Annotated in this window: 14 protein-coding genes; 7 read left to right on the plus strand and 7 right to left on the minus strand. The window is 71.1% G+C overall.

Annotation, left to right across the window (positions count from 1 at the left end; translation table 11 throughout):
* Positions 1-20: 20 nt before the first annotated feature.
* From AB0937_RS13830 to AB0937_RS13845, 4 genes are all read left to right on the plus strand, one after another.
* Positions 21-824, plus strand: coding sequence for a DUF817 domain-containing protein (locus tag AB0937_RS13830; RefSeq protein WP_366711675.1), 804 nt, complete (start codon positions 21-23; stop codon positions 822-824).
* 123 nt (positions 825-947) lie between these two features.
* Positions 948-1,778, plus strand: a complete 831-nt coding sequence (locus AB0937_RS13835) for a PP2C family protein-serine/threonine phosphatase (RefSeq protein WP_366711677.1) — start codon at positions 948-950, stop codon at positions 1,776-1,778.
* 60 nt (positions 1,779-1,838) lie between these two features.
* Positions 1,839-2,837, plus strand: a complete 999-nt coding sequence (locus tag AB0937_RS13840) for an MASE1 domain-containing protein (RefSeq protein ID WP_366711679.1) — start codon at positions 1,839-1,841, stop codon at positions 2,835-2,837.
* 427 nt (positions 2,838-3,264) lie between these two features.
* Positions 3,265-3,756, plus strand: coding sequence for a molybdenum cofactor biosysynthesis protein (locus AB0937_RS13845; RefSeq protein ID WP_366711680.1), 492 nt, complete (start codon positions 3,265-3,267; stop codon positions 3,754-3,756).
* Between the two features lie 53 nt (positions 3,757-3,809).
* On the opposite strand, the gene AB0937_RS13850 is transcribed toward AB0937_RS13845, so the two are convergent.
* The 3 genes from AB0937_RS13850 to AB0937_RS13860 form a co-directional block, all read right to left on the minus strand.
* A complete protein-coding gene (locus AB0937_RS13850) occupies positions 3,810-4,472 on the minus strand; it encodes a YceI family protein (protein WP_366711681.1) in 663 nt (220 codons plus the stop codon).
* A 190-nt stretch (positions 4,473-4,662) separates the two neighbouring features.
* The gene (locus tag AB0937_RS13855) at positions 4,663-5,520 is read right to left on the minus strand and encodes a transferase (protein WP_366711683.1); all 858 of its coding nucleotides are present in this window, start codon (positions 5,518-5,520) and stop codon (positions 4,663-4,665) included.
* The gene (locus AB0937_RS13860) at positions 5,517-6,779 is read right to left on the minus strand and encodes a glycosyltransferase family 4 protein (protein ID WP_366711685.1); all 1,263 of its coding nucleotides are present in this window, start codon (positions 6,777-6,779) and stop codon (positions 5,517-5,519) included. The genes AB0937_RS13855 and AB0937_RS13860 overlap by 4 nt, the downstream gene beginning before the upstream one ends.
* A gap of 216 nt (positions 6,780-6,995) precedes the next feature.
* On the opposite strand from AB0937_RS13860, the gene AB0937_RS13865 reads away from it, so the two are divergent.
* Both AB0937_RS13865 and AB0937_RS13870 read left to right on the plus strand, forming a co-directional pair.
* Complete coding sequence (locus AB0937_RS13865; protein WP_366711687.1) at positions 6,996-8,714, plus strand: VanW family protein; 1,719 nt, start codon at positions 6,996-6,998, stop codon at positions 8,712-8,714.
* Positions 8,715-8,827: 113 nt separating this feature from the next.
* Positions 8,828-10,219: a Tat pathway signal sequence domain protein gene (locus tag AB0937_RS13870; protein ID WP_366711688.1), complete on the plus strand. Its 1,392-nt coding sequence runs from the start codon at positions 8,828-8,830 to the stop codon at positions 10,217-10,219.
* Between the two features lie 50 nt (positions 10,220-10,269).
* Here AB0937_RS13870 and AB0937_RS13875 read toward each other — a convergent pair whose 3' ends face one another.
* From AB0937_RS13875 to AB0937_RS13890, 4 genes are all read right to left on the minus strand, one after another.
* Positions 10,270-11,055 (minus strand): carbonic anhydrase, encoded by a 786-nt coding sequence (locus AB0937_RS13875; protein WP_366711690.1) that lies wholly within the window; start codon positions 11,053-11,055, stop codon positions 10,270-10,272.
* A gap of 165 nt (positions 11,056-11,220) precedes the next feature.
* Positions 11,221-13,446, minus strand: coding sequence for a catalase/peroxidase HPI (gene katG / locus AB0937_RS13880; RefSeq protein WP_366711692.1), 2,226 nt, complete (start codon positions 13,444-13,446; stop codon positions 11,221-11,223).
* Between the two features lie 68 nt (positions 13,447-13,514).
* On the minus strand, positions 13,515-13,952 hold the full coding sequence (locus AB0937_RS13885) for a Fur family transcriptional regulator (RefSeq protein ID WP_366711694.1): 438 nt from the start codon (positions 13,950-13,952) through the stop codon (positions 13,515-13,517).
* A 178-nt stretch (positions 13,953-14,130) separates the two neighbouring features.
* The gene (locus AB0937_RS13890) at positions 14,131-14,991 is read right to left on the minus strand and encodes a hypothetical protein (protein ID WP_366711695.1); all 861 of its coding nucleotides are present in this window, start codon (positions 14,989-14,991) and stop codon (positions 14,131-14,133) included.
* A gap of 160 nt (positions 14,992-15,151) precedes the next feature.
* Between AB0937_RS13890 and AB0937_RS13895 the strand changes: the two genes are divergently transcribed.
* Positions 15,152-16,597, plus strand: a complete 1,446-nt coding sequence (locus AB0937_RS13895) for a glyceraldehyde-3-phosphate dehydrogenase (protein WP_366711696.1) — start codon at positions 15,152-15,154, stop codon at positions 16,595-16,597.
* Positions 16,598-16,616 lie beyond the last annotated feature (19 nt).

The following is a 16,616-nucleotide window of genomic DNA, read 5'->3' on the forward strand; positions in this document are numbered from 1 at the left end:
GGGCCGTCCTACAGGGCACCATGATCCCCGCAAGCGTCGCCGGCCCCCGGGCCGCACCGGTTCGTCAGCTGCTCGCGTTCGCCTGGACCCAGACGCGGGCCTGCGCTTTCGCCCTCGCCCTGCTGTCCGGCGTGGCCGTCTCCGCGCTGCTGCCCGATCTGCCCGTGGCACGTTACGACCTCCTGGTCGTCTACGGCGTGCTGCTCACGCTGGTGTTCTGGGCGCGCGGCTGGGAGAGCGGGCGGGACGTCGCCGCGATCACGGCCTGCCACGTCATCGGTCTGGCCTTCGAGTTGGTGAAGGTGTCGCTGGGCTCCTGGAGCTACCCGGAGCCGGCCGTGCTGAAGTTCTCCGGTGTCCCGTTGTACGGCGGGTTCCTGTACGCGGCGGTGGGCAGCTACGTCTGCCGCGCCTGGCATCTGTTCGACCTGGGCCTCGTGCGCTACCGGCCGCGCGCGACGGCCCTGGTCGCCGCCGCCGTCTACGTCAATTTCTTCAGCCACCACTGGCTGCCCGACCTGCGCTGGGTGCTGGCGGGCCTGCTCGTGGCCGTGACGCTGGGGACGTCGGTGCGGTTCACGGTGCGCGGGGCGCGCCGGCGGATGCCGCTGGCGCTGTCGTTCGTGCTGATCGGGTTCTTCCTGTGGGTGGCGGAGAATCTGGCGACCTTGGCCGGCGCGTGGCGGTATCCGTATCAGGAGCACGGCTGGGAGCCGGTGGGGGTGGAGAAGTTCGGCGCCTGGGCGTTGCTCGTCAGCGTGACGTTCGTGCTGGCGGCGGTCGGGCGGCGTACGGGTTCCGAGGCGGTGCGGGACACCGGGTGAGGGCTGCCGAGGGGCGCGGAGTCGTCGCGGAGGCACTCGGCTGAGTATCATCCTATGGACGTAAATCGGGTGATTTGCCTTCGGGGTCGTCACCTACCGTGGCCATCCTCGCCGGAGTGAACCATGTCCCGCACCGGCACGACGGACGACGGCGACGAGCTGCTGACCAGGCTCGGGGCCCTGACGGCTCAGGCGCGTGCGCAGGCCGAGATGCAGAGGTCCCGGGTCGAGCTGGCGATCGCGCTGCAGCGCGGCATGCTGCCGCGGGACCTGCCCGTGGCCCGCCGGCTGCACCTGGCGGTGCGGTACGCGCCCGCGTACCGGGGCCTCAACGTGGGCGGCGACTGGTACGACGCCTTCACCCTGGGCGACGGCCGGATCGGGTTGTCCATCGGCGACGTCCAGGGCCACAACATCGAGGCAGCGGCCTTCATGGGGCAGGTGAGGGCAGGTCTGCGGGCGCTGGCGTCGGTGACGAGCGATCCGGGCGAGGTGCTGGCCCGGACCAATGATCTGCTGCTGTCCCTGGGCTCCGACCTCTTCGCCACCTGCACGTTCATGCGGCTCGACCCGTGTGCGGGCGTACTGGAGAGCGCGCGGGCCGGGCATCTGCCCTGCGTCTGGGCCACGGCGGACGGGAAGTCCGGCCTGACCGAGGACGAGGGCGGGCCGCCGCTCGGGGTGCAGGCCGGGACGCCCTTTCCGGTGACCCGCTACGAGCTCGCGACGGGTGGTGTGTTCATCCTGCTCACGGACGGTGTCGTCGAGGGGCCGTCCATGCGGCTGGACGAGGGCCTGGACCAGGTGACGCGGCTCGCGGGCCTGGCCGCGGTGGCGGGCATGGACGTGGACGCGCTCGCAGGCGCGGTGATCAAGGGGGCCGAACGCGTGGGGCACGACGACGATGCCGCCGTGCTGGTCGTCGGCCTGGACGGGCCGGACGCTCAGCCATAGGGCCGCACCAGGCCCGCTCCTGCCTCGCCGAGGCGGCGGCCTCGGTGTCTCATGGCTGCTGTGGTGGGTAGCCAGGATCTGCGTACGCCGGCCGTCGTCGCTCTGCAGACGCTGGCCGTCGGCGCCTGCTACTACGTCTCCGCCCAACTGGGGCTGCTGCGGGAGCTGGTCGTCGAGGGCGCGGTCGTCACGCCCATCTGGCCTCCCACCGGCGTCTCGGTCGCCTGTCTGCTGATCCTCGGACTGCGCTGCTGGCCCGGGATCGCTTTGGGGGCCTTCTTCGTCATCCTGTCCCTCACCTCCCTCACGCCCTCGACCCTGTGTGTCCTGGCCGGCAACACGGCCGCACCCGTCGTCGGCTGTCTCCTGCTGCGGCGGGCCGGCTTCCGCACCGATCTCGCACGGCTGCGGGACGGGCTCTCCCTGGTGTTCCTGGGCGCCTTCACCGCCATGCTGATCAGCTCGACCACCGGCGCCGGCATCCTGATCGCCACGGACAAGATCGAATGGTCCGGCTTCTGGGCGGTGTGGCTGGCCTGGTGGGTCGGTGACGCGATGGGCGTGCTCATCGTCACGCCGGTGCTGCTCCTGCTGTCCCGCGTACGTCTGCCGCTGGCCACGTCGCGCTGGAAGGAGGCGACGGGGCTGGCGGTCATCGCCTGTTGTCTCGTGCCGCTGGCCGCGCGCAGCTCCATCAGCGTGCTGTTCCTCGTCTATCCGCTGCTGATCTGGGCCGCGCTGCGGTTCCAGCTCGCGGGCAGCCTGCTGTGCGCGCTCTTCGCCTCGGTCATGACCACGGTGGCGGCGACCGACCGGGTCGGGCCGTTCGAACGGCTCAGCCGGGTCGAGGTGATGATGAAGCTCCAGGCCTTCAACGGGGCGATGGCACTCACGGCTCTGATCCTTTCGGCGGTGATCACCGAGCAGATCCACACACGGCGGTCCGTGGAGCGCGCGTGCCAGGAGCTGGTCGAGGTGCTGGAGCATCTCACCGCGGGCGAGGCGGCGGGCGGCCGGCTTCCGCTGGAGGAGGGCGGGCTCGGGCGCCGGGAGGAGTGAGGGCCGGCAGCCCCTCGGATGCCCGGGGCATGGGCTGGCGGGACCTGGATGGTCCGGGGCCCTGACTGTCGGGGACCCGGCTCGTCCGGGACCCAGGCTCGTCCAGGACCCAGGCTCGTCCAGGGCCCGACTCGCCCCCGACCCTGCTCGTCCAAGACCCGACTCGCCCAGGGCCCAGCTCGCCCAAGACCCGACTCGCCCAAGACCCAGCTCGCCCAAGACCCGACTCGCCCAGGGCCCGGCTCGTCCAAGACCGACTCGCCCCGGACCCGGCTCGTCCAGGACCCGGCTCGCCCAAGACCCAGCTCGCCCAAGACCCGACTCGCCCAAGACCCAGCTCGCCCAAGACCCGACTCGCCCAGGGCCCGGCTCGTCCAGGACCCGGCTCGTCCAGGGCCCGGCTCGTCCGGGACCTAGGCTGGACGTCATGACCCAGGTGGAGGTGCTGCAGCTGCTGGTCTCGCCCGCGCACCGGCTGGCCGGACGGCCGTCGGACGGACCGGCTCCGGGTCCGTCCGACGAGCGGGTCAGCCGGGTGGAGGTGCGCCGCGGGCTGGGCCTGGTCGGGGACCGCTACTACGCCCGGCCCGCCCACCGGAACGCGGCCGTGACCATCATGGCCGCCGAGAGCCTCCCGGCCGGCGCGGACCTGCGGCACACCCGCCGGAACATCTTGCTCCAGGGCGTCGACGTCGACTCCCTCGTCGGGGCGACGCTCTCGATCGACTGCGGCACCGGGCCCGTGGTCTTCGCCGTGAGGCGTCCCGCCCGGCCCTGCGCCTGGATGGACGTGACCATCGGATCCGGCGCGCAACGCGCCCTGCGCGGCCGGGGCGGCGTGCGGTGCACCCCGCTGAGCGACGGGGCGCTCACGCTCGGCCCGGCCACGTTCCGGGTCGTGACGGGCGACGGGTCCTGAACGGCCCCGGGCGGTCGGCCGCCCGGGCGGCGTCCGGGTGGCGGCGCCGGTCGTCAGCCACCCGACGGCGGCGTGCGGATGGCGGCGATGTCGAGCTGCAGGCGTACCTTCTCGCTCACCATCGCGCCCCCCTCGGCCAGCCTGCTGTCGTAGGTCAGGCCCCAGTCCGAGCGGTTGATGGTGGTGGTGCCGTCGAAGCCGGCCCGGTCGTAGCCGAACGGGTCCGTGACATTCCCGATATAGGTCATGTCGAGGACCACGGGGCGCGAGACGCCTTTGATGGTCAGCTCGCCCGACATGCGGAAGAGGTCCGCGCCGGTCTGCTCCACCGCCGTGCTGGTGAAGCGCATTCGCGGATAGGTCGCGGCGTCGAGGAAGTCACGGCCGACCAGGTGCGCGTCGCGTTGTTCCACCCCCGTGTCGACGCTCGACGTGAACAGAGTGATATCGGCCCGTGACCGTGTGGGGTCGTGCGCGTCGAAGTACAGCCGGCTTTCGTACTCCAGGAAACAACCGCGCACGGTGGTCACCATGGCATGCCGGACGGAGAAGCCGATCCTGCTGTGTGCGGGGTCGACGACCCATTCACCGGACAGATTCGCCAGTTTGGGGTCCGGCAGCACGCCGGTGGCGGATGCCGGTGCGCCGGTGCGGTGCTGTGGGGGGAAGGGCGCTGCCTGCCGACGGGACGGCACAACGCGGTTGAACAGGTTCATGGTTCATCTAGGTACTTGAGTTTGGTTATAGCCGCAAGTCCCCTTCCGTTTTGCGGCTGTTGAGAACCAGCCCCCGCCTGCTTTTGCCGTCGCTTTGCACAGGATCCACACACAGCTGTCGCAGCGCATCACAGAAACGACCATGCGAAACTCCTGGAATTTTCATGTCGGGCATATCGGCGAATCGGTGTTACTTCACCTCTATCGCGAGGTCGTTGTCGACGGTGTAGTAAGGGCGGAGCGTGGATCCGTCCGCGTCGACCGACGGGTAGACGTACACCTGCTTGCGGTCCGCCACGTCGTCGAGCAGCCGGCCGACCCTGACGGGCGGTGCCCCGGCGGTGGGGCGGACGAAGACGTCCCAGATCCGGGCCGCTCCCCCACCGTCGGCCGTCAGGTCACCGAGTCCGGCGGTGAACGAGAAACCCCTGCCGTCGCCGTCGAGCCGGGGGGCGAGGGTGCGTACGGTGTCGGTGCCGCGCAGGCGCAGGCGCACGGTGGCGTCCTGGTGGAGCTCGCCGCCGTGCAGACGGGCCGTGACCGTGACGGCCCGGTCCCCGAGGTCGATGCCCCGGGCCTCCGCGTGGGCGGTGCGCCGCCAGGCCCTGAGGGCGAGGAAGCCGTCCTTCGTGGCGTACGGGATCCGGACCGCGACGGGCGAGGGGCGGTCGCGCAGGTGGCCGTCGACGAGGGCGCGCAGGTCCCGCAGGCCGGGGCGCAGCCGACGGCGCTCCGCTCCGGATTCCGGCAGCAGGTACACGTCCCACCGGCCCTCGTCCAGGACCGGATGCGGGTCCAGTACGGCGTGGTGGTGGCCGTCGGCCGGGTCGGTCTCCAGGTCGAGCATGTGCTGGGCCGACTCGGGCAGGCCCTTCTTGGGCCGCAGCCGCAGGAGCAGTCGGGGTTGTGCGGCCGCGGCCGGCGGCAACCGGAAGGTGATGCGGCCCTCGGTGTCGATCGTGCAGTCCGCTCGCGGGTGAGGCTCGTACTGCGGGCTCGGGGGCGCACCCTCGTGTATCCGGGTCGGCTCGTCCTCCGGCGCGTTCATCGGCGTCCCTTCCGTATGGAGCGCAGTACGCCGGTGGCGGCGGCGTGTGCGGCGTCGCGGGCGGCGTGGCCCCGGCTCGCCAGCGGGCTGTGGGTGCGGTCCCGTGGGGTGGCTGTCCGGCCGGAGCTCCTGGCCGCAGCGGCGGTCTCCAGCAGGCGTTCGGTCTGGGCGACGACGGGGCCGGGGGCGAAGCGGCGCGCGTTGTCCAGGGCCGCTCGGCTCATACGGCGACGGCGCTCGTGGTCGGCGACGAGTTCCAGCAGGGCCGCCGCGAGCGCGTCGCGGTTCCCGACCGGTACGAGCCGGCCGTCGACCCCGTCCTCGATGATCTCACCGGGGCCATAGGGGCAGTCGGTGCTGACGACGGGCAGCCCGCAGCGCATCGCCTCCACGATGGTCATGCCGAACGGCTCGAAGTTGGACGCGGCCGCTCCGATCGACCCCTTGGCCCATTCGGCCTCCATGGGGGTGGCGGCCCCCATCAGGAACACGTGGTTCCACAGCCCGAGCCGCTCGATGAGCCGGCGCAGATTCGTCTGTTCCTCGCCCTTGCCGTAGATGCGCAGCTGCCAGTCCGGGTGCGCCGCGGCGACCTGGGCGAACGCCTCGATGAGCAGGTCGTAGCGCTTGACCGGGACCAGGCGGCCCGCGGCGATCACCACCTTGGCGGTGCTGTCGGCGGGAGGCAGCGCGGGGTCGGGGACGCTGTTCGGGAGGGCTTCGACGTGGACCCCGGGCAGCCACATCTTGCGCCGGTAGGCGGCGGCGTCCGCCTCCGTCACGGTGGTGATCACGTCGAGGCGCCGGTACGCGCGGCGCAGGGCGGTGCGCAGCCGCGGCGAGTGGTTGTCGAGCGTGAGGTGCTCCTGTCCGACACGCAGGACGTGCTGCGGGGCCTGGCGGGCGATGTGCACGTTGAGGCCCGGGCGGGTGCCGATGACGGCGTCGGCGTCGAGCGCTGCGAGGCACTCGCCGATGCGCTGGTCGGTCAGCTCGCTGTACTGGTGGTGCCGGTACTCGGCGGCCGGGAACACCTTCGCCGGTCTGCCGTGCAGCGGATGGTCCGCCTCCTTGCGCAGGTCCACCAGCGCCCGCAGTCGCACGCGTGGGTCCAGGACGAGATGGGGGCGTTCCCGGTGGCGTAACGCGGAGACGATCTCCACGTCGTGCCGCTCGGCCAGGGCTCCGGCCAGGTTGAACGTGGTGGTGATCGTGCCTCCGATTCCGTAGGCGTTGTGAATCAGGAAAGAGATCTTCATGGTGGCTAGACCGTACCGACGATCCGATCGTTGTTCACCGTTACCACTCTGTGGCCGTGGCCGGTGGCCGGGCCGAGCCGGTCGATTCCGGAACGATCTCGGACAGAAGTGGTCTGGGCCATACCGTTTCGCTCCGGATGTGTGGATAGCTTGATGTGTTTGCCCGCGCATCGTCGCGTCCTCGGGTGCACCCTCGTATCGATCTTCAGGAGACCCATGCGCCCCCGCACCACCTCGGACTCCCGCTTCGCCTCCCTCCCGCCCGTCGCCCTGGCCGGCGGTGCGCTGGCCGTGGGGGTCGGCGGTCTGTATCTCGCCGGGCTGCTCCTCACCGGCGGCCAGATCGACTCGGGCACCTCCGTGCGCGGGGTGGACATCGGAGGGCTGAGCCGGGCGGAGGCGGTGCGGAAGCTGGAGCGGGAGCTGGGCCCGGCCGGCGCCCGGGAACTGCCCGTGAAAGTCGGTGACCGCACCGGCAGGGTCGATCCGCGGCGCGCGGGGCTCGCCTACGACGTCGAGGAGACCGTCGACCGGGCGGCCCGGACGGGAGCCGATCCGGTCAGCGTGTTCGGCGGGTTCTTCCGCTCGGGGGGCGACATCGAACCGGTCGTGCACGTCGACGAGGGCAAGGCTCGTGCGGCCCTCGAGCAGCTGGCGGAAGGACTCGACCAGAAGGTCCGGGACGGTGCCGTGAGCTTCGACCACGGGCACGTGCGGACCGTCGCGCCGCGGACGGGGTACGCCCTGGACGTGAACGCCGCGGTCGAGCCCCTGCGCGAGTCCTTCCTGCGGGGCGGCCCCGGTACGGCCACTGCCCTGCCCACCCGCGAGACCCGGCCGAAGGTCACCGCCGGCGAGGTGCGGCGGGCCGTGCGCACCTTCGCGGAGCCCGCCATGTCGGCCCCCGTCACGCTCACCGCGGCCGGCCGGCGCTTCACCGTCGGCGAGGACACGCTGGGCGAGCACCTGACCATGCGGCCGGACGGCAGCGGCAGGCTCCAGCCGGAGCTCGACGCCAGGGGCCTGCGCGCCGAGCCCACCGTGGCCGGCCCGCTGGACGCCGTCACCACGGCCGCCGAGAACGCGACGCTGCGGCCGGAGGGCGACAAGGCCGTGGTGGTCCAGGACGCCACGGTGGGGCAGTCGGTCGACGACAAGGCGCTGGGCAAGGCCGTACTGCCACTGCTCACCAAGCCGGGTGCCGACCGCAGCGGCGACGTGCAGGTACACCGGACCCAACCGGAAGTGACCCGGGAGAACGCCGCCCGGCTGGGACTGACGGAGAAGATGTCCTCCTTCACCGTCCACTTCGAACCGGCCGAGTACCGCACCAAGAACATAGGCCGGGCCGTGGAACTCATCAACGGCTCCCTCGTACGGCCGGACGAGACCTGGAGCTTCAACCGGACCGTCGGTGAGCGCACCGAGGCCAACGGCTTCATGGACGGCATCATCATCCTCGATGACAAGTTCACCAAGGCCTCCGGCGGCGGGGTGTCGTCCGTGGCGACGACCGTGTACAACGCGCTGTTCTTCGCCGGGGTCAAGCCCGTGGAACACGGAGCGCACTCGTTCTACATCGAGCGCTACCCCGAGGGCCGCGAGGCGACGGTCGCCTGGCGCAGCCTGGACCTGCGGTTCACCAACGACTCCGGCAAGGCCCTCTACATCCAGGCCGAGTCCACCGACACCTCCGTCACCGTCTCCTTCCTTGGCACCCGCAAGTACGACGAGATCACGTCGGTCACGGGCCCGCGCACCAACGTGACCAAGCCGGAGAAGACGGTGAGCCACGACAAGGAGTGCGTGCCGCAGACACCGCTCGAAGGGTTCGACGTCACCGTGGAGCGGGTCTTCCACATCGACGGCCGCGAAGTGAGGCGGGAGCCGTACCGCACGCACTACACCCCGCGCGACGAGATCGTCTGCGAGTGACCGCCCCGTTCACCCACGTCCACAACTCTTCCTTCCGACACGAGCGTTGACCCCGCCCGCGAGCGCCAGCACAATGAGCCACCACTGATTGAGAGCGCTCTCAAGGGAGATCCATGACTGGCAGACAAGGCCCGGCGCTCAGCCGGCGTTCGCTGATCGGTGCCGGACTCGGTATCGGTGCCGCAGGGCTCACGGCCGCCGGCTCGGGGCAGGCCTTCGCGACCGGCTCCCCCGGGGCGCGTCGCGCCTCGGCCCCCGCCCGGGGGTACGCCTTCCTCGCCGCAGCCATGGACGCCTACCCCGAGCACGGCGACATCCGCCTGGCGCAGAGCTACACCGACCAGGCCGGCCTGTTCAGCACCGCGTTCACCTACGACAACGCCCTCGCGCTCCTGGCCCACCTAGCGACCCTGACCCCGGCCGGCCTGATCAGGGCCAGGGCACTGGGCGACGCGCTGCTCCATGCCCAGAACCACGACCCGGCCCATGACGACGGCAGGCTCCGGCAGGCCTACAACGTCGGGCCGTACACCTTCTACGACGGCTCGCTGCAGCCCGACGGCTTCGTACGGGCGGACGGCACGGCCAACGTCGGTACGCAGTTCGGCTTCACCGGCACGGCCGTGGGCGACATGGCCTGGGCGGGCATCGCGCTCGGCGCCCTGGCCCACCGCACCGGGGCGCGCCGCTTCCTCGACGGTGCGGTGCGCATCGGCGAGTGGATCGAGCGGACCGGCCGGACCGACGAGCCCCTCGGCGGCTACAAGTTCGGGGTGGACGGGGCGAATCAGAAGCTGCCGTTCACCTCGACCGAGCACAACACCGACCTGGTCTGCCTGTTCGGCCGGCTCGCCCGGCTGACCGGCGACCGTGTGTGGCTGGAGCGGCGCGGACGGGCCGAGGCGTTCGTGCGCCGGATGTGGGAACCGTCCGGGGGCTTCTTCTACACCGGCACGAACGACGGTGTGACGGTCAACAAGTCCCCGGTTCCGGAGGACACGCAGACCTGGACGCAGCTCGCGCTCGCCTCCCGCCGCCACTCCCGTTCGCTGGACTGGGCCGTCGCGGAGCTGGCCGTCGTGGACCACTCCGGACGCACCAACAGCACCGTGCCCGTGGGGCAGTCGTACGAGGGGGTCACCTTCAGTTCGGCGAGTCTCCTCGCGAACGAGGACGCGCCGATCGCCGACGGCCAGCCGAAGCCCGACCGCAACGGCGTGTGGTTCGAGGGGACGGCACACCTCGCGCTCGCACTGCGCGATCGCGGGGCGCGTGGCGACGAGGCGCGTGCCCGGCGGCTGCTCGCCTCGATCGAGCGCGCACAGGAGCTGCTGGGCGACGGCCAGACCGTCGGGGGCAGACCCCTGCCCGGGCGCAGCGGGGTCGTGTCCGCCAGCAGCCCGCTGGACACGGGCTTCGGCTTCGGTTACTACCCGTACCGGCACACCGGGGCGACGGCCTGGTACCTGATGGCCTCCGCCCGCTTCAATCCGCTCCGGGTGTGACGGAACGGCCCGGCCCGCTGCCGGGTGCGGCGGACCGGGCCGGCCGCCCGTCAGGCGAGGCGGTGGACCACCTGGGTGGTGAGCTCGTAGCGGGCTCCGACGATCGCCAGCTTGCCGGTGCCGATCCGGGCGGCGAGTTCGGGTTCCGCGGCCAGCCGGGAGCGCACGAGCCGGACGTTGGCGCTCACGGTCGCGTCGATCCGGGCGTCCCCCTCCTGGCCGTGGTCGATGGCGGGGCCTATCTGGTCGACGAGGTACTGCATGTGGGCGGGCAGGCGCTCCCCGGACTGCTCCGCCTGCACGGCGGCGCGCACCGCTCCGCACGACTGGTGGCCGAGGACGACGACCAGCGGTATGCCGAGCTCCAGGACGCCGTAGGCGACGCTGCCGAGCACGGCCTCGTCCAGGACCTCGCCGGCGGTGCGGACGGTCATCAGGTCGCCCAGGCCCTGGTCGAAGACCAGCTCCGGGGGGACACGCGAGTCGATGCAGCCGAGCACGACCGCGAAGGGGTGCTGAGCGGTGGCCAACGTCCGCCGGACGGCCGGGTTCTCGTGCGGATGACGTTCGCGGAAGGCCTGCCAGCGGCGGTTGCCCGCGGCCAGCTCCCGCAAGGCCTCATCCGGGGTGCCGGGTCGCGGCTCCGCGGGGCCGGTGCCGGGTGCGGCGGAGGCCGTGTGCGCGGCACCGAGGCCCGCGCCCAGGACCGCGGCCCCGGTCAGCGCGGTGCGCAGCAGGGTGCGGCGGACGGTGCCGCCGGCGGGGGGCCGTGAACCAGCGGAGGAGTGGGGTTCAGGGCCGGTGCCTCTGTGGGAGGTGGTGGCATGTGAGTTCACGGCCAGAACGTATGCCCGAATGCCGGCTCGACCGCGGTTCTTGCCGATTCATGGTGAGAGTTGGGTCAGTGATGTTCTTACCTTGAACGCCTTTTGACGATCCCTCAGGCAACCAGGGGGAACGCCCGGGCCTGTCGGCCCGGGCGTCCTGTCATGCGGGGGTGATCAGACCAGGTCGAACCGGTCCAGGTTCATGACCTTGACCCACGCCGCGACGAAGTCGTTGACGAACTTCTCCTTCGCGTCGTCGCTCGCGTAGACCTCGGCGAGGGCGCGCAGCTCGGAGTTCGAGCCGAAGACCAGGTCGGCGCGGGAGCCGGCCCACTTGACCTCGCCCGTGGCGGCGTCGCGGCCCTCGAACGTGGTCTGGTCCTCGGACGTCGACTTCCAGGTGATGCCCAGGTCGAGCAGGTTGACGAAGAAGTCGTTCGTCAGCGAGCCGGGCGTCTTGGTGAAGGCGCCGAGCTGGGACTGCTGGTAGTTGGCGCCCAGCACCCGCAGGCCACCGACCAGGACGGTCATCTCGGGGGCGCTGAGGGTGAGCAGGTTGGCGCGGTCGAGCAGCAGGAACTCGGCCGGCAGGCGGTTGCCCTTGCCGTGGTAGTTGCGGAACCCGTCGGCGGTCGGCTCGAGCGCCTCGAACGACTCGGCGTCGGTGTGCTCCTCCGTGGCGTCCACACGGCCGGCGGTGAAGGGGACCTCCACCTGGAAGCCGGCTTCCTTGGCGGCCTTCTCGACGGCGGCGGTGCCGCCGAGGACGATCAGGTCGGCCAGGGAGACCTTCTTGGCGCCGGCACCGGCGTTGAACTCCTGCTGGATGCCCTCCAGGACCCGCAGGACCTGCGCCAGCTCGTCGGGCTCGTTGACCTCCCAGCCGCGCTGCGGCTCCAGGCGGATGCGGGCGCCGTTGGCACCGCCGCGCTTGTCGCTGCCGCGGAAGGTGGACGCCGAGGCCCACGCGGTGGACACCAGCTGCGAGACCGACAGACCGGACTCGAGGAGCTTGGTCTTGAGAGTGGCGATGTCGCCGTCGTCGATGGACTCGCCCTCGGCCTCGGGCAGCGGGTCCTGCCACAGCAGGGTCTCCTCCGGGACCTCGGGGCCGAGGTACAGGGACTTCGGGCCCATGTCACGGTGGGTCAGCTTGAACCAGGCGCGGGCGAAGGCGTCGGCGAACTCCTGCGGGTTCTCGTAGAACCGGCGGGAGATGGGCTCGTAGATCGGGTCGAAACGCAGCGACAGGTCCGTGGTGAGCATCTTCGGGCGGTGCTTCTTCGAGGAGTCGTGCGCGTCCGGGACGATCTCCGGGGCGTCCTTGGCCACCCACTGGTGGGCGCCTGCCGGGCTCTGCTCGAGCTCGTACTCGAACTCGAAGAGGTTCTTGAAGAAGCCGTTGCTCCACTGGGTCGGCGTGGTGGTCCAGGTGACCTCAAGGCCGGAGGTGATGGCGTCGCCGCCCTTGCCGGTGCCGTAGGTGCTGCGCCAGCCCAGGCCCTGCTCCTCCATGGAGGCGGCCTCGGGGTCGGCGCCGACGTTGTCGGCCGGGCCGGCGCCGTGGGTCTTGCCGAAGGTGTGGCCGCCGGCGATCAGCGCGACGGTCTCCTCGTCGTTCATCGCCATGCGGCGGAACGTCTCGCGGATGTCGCGGGCCGCGGCGATCGGGTCGGGGTTGCCGTTCGGGCCCTCGGGGTTGACGTAGATGAGGCCCATCTGGACGGCGCCGAGCGGGTTCTCCAGTTCGCGGTCGCCGGTGTAGCGCTTGTCGTCGAGCCAGGTGGTCTCGGGGCCCCAGTAGACGTCCTCCTCGGCCTCCCAGACGTCGGCGCGGCCGCCGGCGAAACCGAAGGTCTCGAAGCCCATCTGCTCCAGGGCGACGTTGCCGGTGAGGATCAGGAGGTCGGCCCAGGAGATGGACTGGCCGTACTTCTTCTTCACGGGCCACAGCAGACGGCGGGCCTTGTCGAGGTTGCCGTTGTCCGGCCAGCTGTTGAGCGGGGCGAAGCGCTGCTGGCCGGCGCCGGCGCCGCCGCGGCCGTCGCTGATGCGGTAGGTGCCGGCGCTGTGCCAGGCCATGCGGATCATCAGCGGGCCGTAGTTGCCGAAGTCGGCGGGCCACCAGTCCTGCGAGTCGGTCAGCACCTCGGCGATGTCCTGTTTGACGGCGTCGAGGTCGAGGTTCTTGAACGCCTCGGCGTAGTCGAAGTCCTTGCCGAGGGGGTTGGCCACGTCGGGGTTCTTGGCGAGGATCTTCAGGTTGAGCCGCTCGGGCCACCACTGGCGGTTGCCACCGCCCTGCGTCGGGTGCAGGGCGCGGCCGTGCGCCACGGGGCAGCCGCCTCCCGCCTCCTCCGACTTCGAGTCGGTGACGATCGCGTCGTGGTTCTCAGTCATGGAAATCCTTCCGGACGGGGTGGATCACGGTGCTCGGGTGAATCACGGTGCTCGGGTGGATCACGTGCTCAGGAACTGCGAGCGGTGGAGCAGGCGGGGCACAGGCCCCAGTAGATGACCTCGGCCTCGTCGACGGCGAAGCCGCGGTCGTCGGAGGCGGTCAGGCAGGGCGCGTGGCCGACCGCGCAGTCGACGTCGGCGACGGCTCCGCACGAGCGGCACACGAGGTGGTGGTGGTTGTCGCCGACCCGTCCCTCGTAGAGGGCCGGGCTGTTGGGTGGGTCGAGGCGACGTATGAGTCCGGCCGCGGTGAGGGCGTGCAGCCCCTCATAGACGGCTTGGACGGAGATGTGGCCCACACGGCCGCGCACCTCGGAGGCGATGGCCTCGGCACCGAGGTGGTCACCGTCCCGCACGGCTTCGAGCAGCGCGACGCGAGCGGCCGTCACCCTCAGGCCGGCACCTCGCAGCTCCTCGGCGGTGGTCGGGTTCCCGGTTGCGGTCATGGGGCCAACCTAGCCACACAAACACGATCCGTTCAAGAAAACGAACGGTTCAATTTTGGTGTCGGGCGCGTGAGGCCTTTGCGAGGCGGGCTACTTGAAGGATGTGAGTTCAGTCACAGTCGCATGATGGCGCCACGAGGGTCCTCCGGCGTCGCGCACCGCCGTGCCGGCCGGTGGATCACGCGTCCGGCGAGGTGAGGCGCTCGAGCCGGGCGGCGGCCGTCGCGGCTTTGCGCCCGGCTTCCCGGGCGTGGCGTTCGGCGGTGCGCATCCGCTCCCGGGCGGCCCGTTCGGCGAAACGGGCCTGCTGGTGTTCGCCCTTGGTGCGTTCCAGCTCCCCGGTCAGCTCCTCCACGCGCCGCTGGAGGTCGTCGACCTGCTGTTTCGCCTCCGCCGCGGCCCGGCCCGCGTCCTCCGCCTCACCTCGGAGCTCCCACAGCTCACGGTCGGCGGCTTCGGCATCCTCACGGGCCTGTTCCAGTCGGCGCCGCTGTTGCTCGCCCGCCTTCTTGCCGGGACGGGCGGGCGCGGGTGCGGGGCGCTGCGGCCGGGCGCCCTCGGCGACGGCGGGGAAGCCGACGGACGCGCTCAGCGGCTTGGTCAGGCGACCGCCGGCCCAGGCCCGGGCGGCCTCGGGGTCGGCCAGGACGGCGTGCAGGGTGTTCTCGACCTCACGCTGGACACTCTCGCCGATCGGGTGACCGGCCTCCTTCGCGAGCTGCCGCGCCTGCAGGGAAAGGGCTCGGACGAGTGCGTGCTGCCGACGGCTCAGCTCGCGCAGCTGCGCGCCGTCCAGGTCCTGGTGGGCCTGGCGCAGCCCCTCCCCCAGGCGCAGCAGGGGCTCGACCTCTCCGGGGCTGCCGCGGACCAGGAGGTTGCTGACCCAGGCGGCGAGGCTGGGCTTGCGCAACGCGCGGATCCGCTCGGCGAGTTCCCGGTCACCGGCGGTGCGGGCGGCGGCGACGGCGGAGGCGCGGGCGGCGGTGAATTCCTCCGGGCGCAGGGCGTACAGCTCGTCGGCCACGGAGTCGTAGTCCATGAGCACCCCTTTTCATACGGAAGATCCGGTTTCGATCGTCTCAGGCACCGCCCGTCGAGGCGCGCGGAGAGGTCGCCGGACGCATCGGAGCCACCCCGTTCACCGTCCGGAAAATCGACGGTTTAACATATGAGCGCCGCCTAGCTCGAAAGATGGATTCGTGACTGTCAACGACGACTCGTTCACCAACTGGAAGATCCGCGAGGAGATCGCGGAGTCGATGATCCCGATCATCGGGAAGCTGCACCGGGAGCGGGACGTGACGGTCCTGCTGCACAGCCGCTCCCTGGTGAACAAGTCGGTGGTCAGCATCCTCAAGACCCACCGGTTCGCCCGGCAGATCGCCGGTGCGGAGCTCTCGGTCACCGAGACGCTGCCGTTCCTGCAGACCCTCGCCGAACTCGACCTCGGCCCGTCGCAGATCGACATCGGCATGCTCGCCGCGACCTACCGCGAGGACGACCGCGGTCTGTCGGTCGCCGAGTTCACCGCGGAGGCCGTCGCCGGTGCCACCGGCGCCAACAAGATCGAGCGCCGTGAGGGCCGCGACGTCGTCCTGTACGGCTTCGGCCGCATCGGCCGGCTCGTCGCCCGCCTGCTCATCGAGAAGTCCGGCTCGGGCAACGGTCTGCGGCTGCGGGCCATCGTGGTGCGCGGAGGCGGCGAGCAGGACATCGTCAAGCGCGCCTCGCTGCTGCGCCGTGACTCGATCCACGGCCAGTTCCAGGGCACCATCACCGTCGACGAGGCGAGCAGCACGATCGTCGCCAACGGCAACGCGATCAAGGTGATCTACGCCAACGACCCCTCCGAGGTCGACTACACGGCGTACGGCATCAAGGACGCCATCCTCATCGACAACACCGGCAAGTGGCGCGACCGCGCGGGCCTGTCCCAGCACCTGCGCCCCGGTATCGACAAGGTCGTGCTGACCGCGCCCGGCAAGGGCGACGTCCCCAACATCGTGCACGGCGTCAACCACGACACGATCAAGCCGGACGAGCAGATCCTGTCCTGTGCGTCCTGCACCACGAACGCGATCGTGCCGCCGCTGAAGGCGATGGACGACGAGTTCGGGGTCCAGCGCGGTCACGTCGAGACGGTGCACTCGTTCACCAACGACCAGAACCTGCTGGACAACTACCACAAGGCCGACCGCCGTGGCCGGTCCGCGCCGCTGAACATGGTCATCACCGAGACCGGTGCCGCCTCGGCCGTCGCCAAGGCGCTGCCCGACCTCAAGGCGCCGATCACCGGCAGCTCGATCCGCGTCCCGGTCCCGGACGTGTCGATCGCGATCCTCAGCCTGCGGCTCGGCCGTGAGACCACCCGCGAGGAGGTCCTCGACCACCTGCGCGATGTCTCCCTGACCTCGCCGCTCAAGCGCCAGATCGATTTCACCACCGCGCCCGACGCGGTCTCCAGCGACTTCATCGGCTCGCGCCACGCCTCGATCGTCGACGCCGGCGCCACCAAGGTCGACGGCGACAACGCGATCCTCTACCTGTGGTACGACAACGAGTTCGGCTACTCGTGCCAGGTCATCCGCGTCGTGCAGCACGTCTCCGGCGTGGAGTACCCGACGTACCCGGCCCCGGCGGTCTGACCCCGGAAGACGAGAGCGC

Source organism: Streptomyces sp. NPDC047880 (genome assembly GCF_040706515.1).
GTDB lineage: Bacteria > Actinomycetota > Actinomycetes > Streptomycetales > Streptomycetaceae > Streptomyces.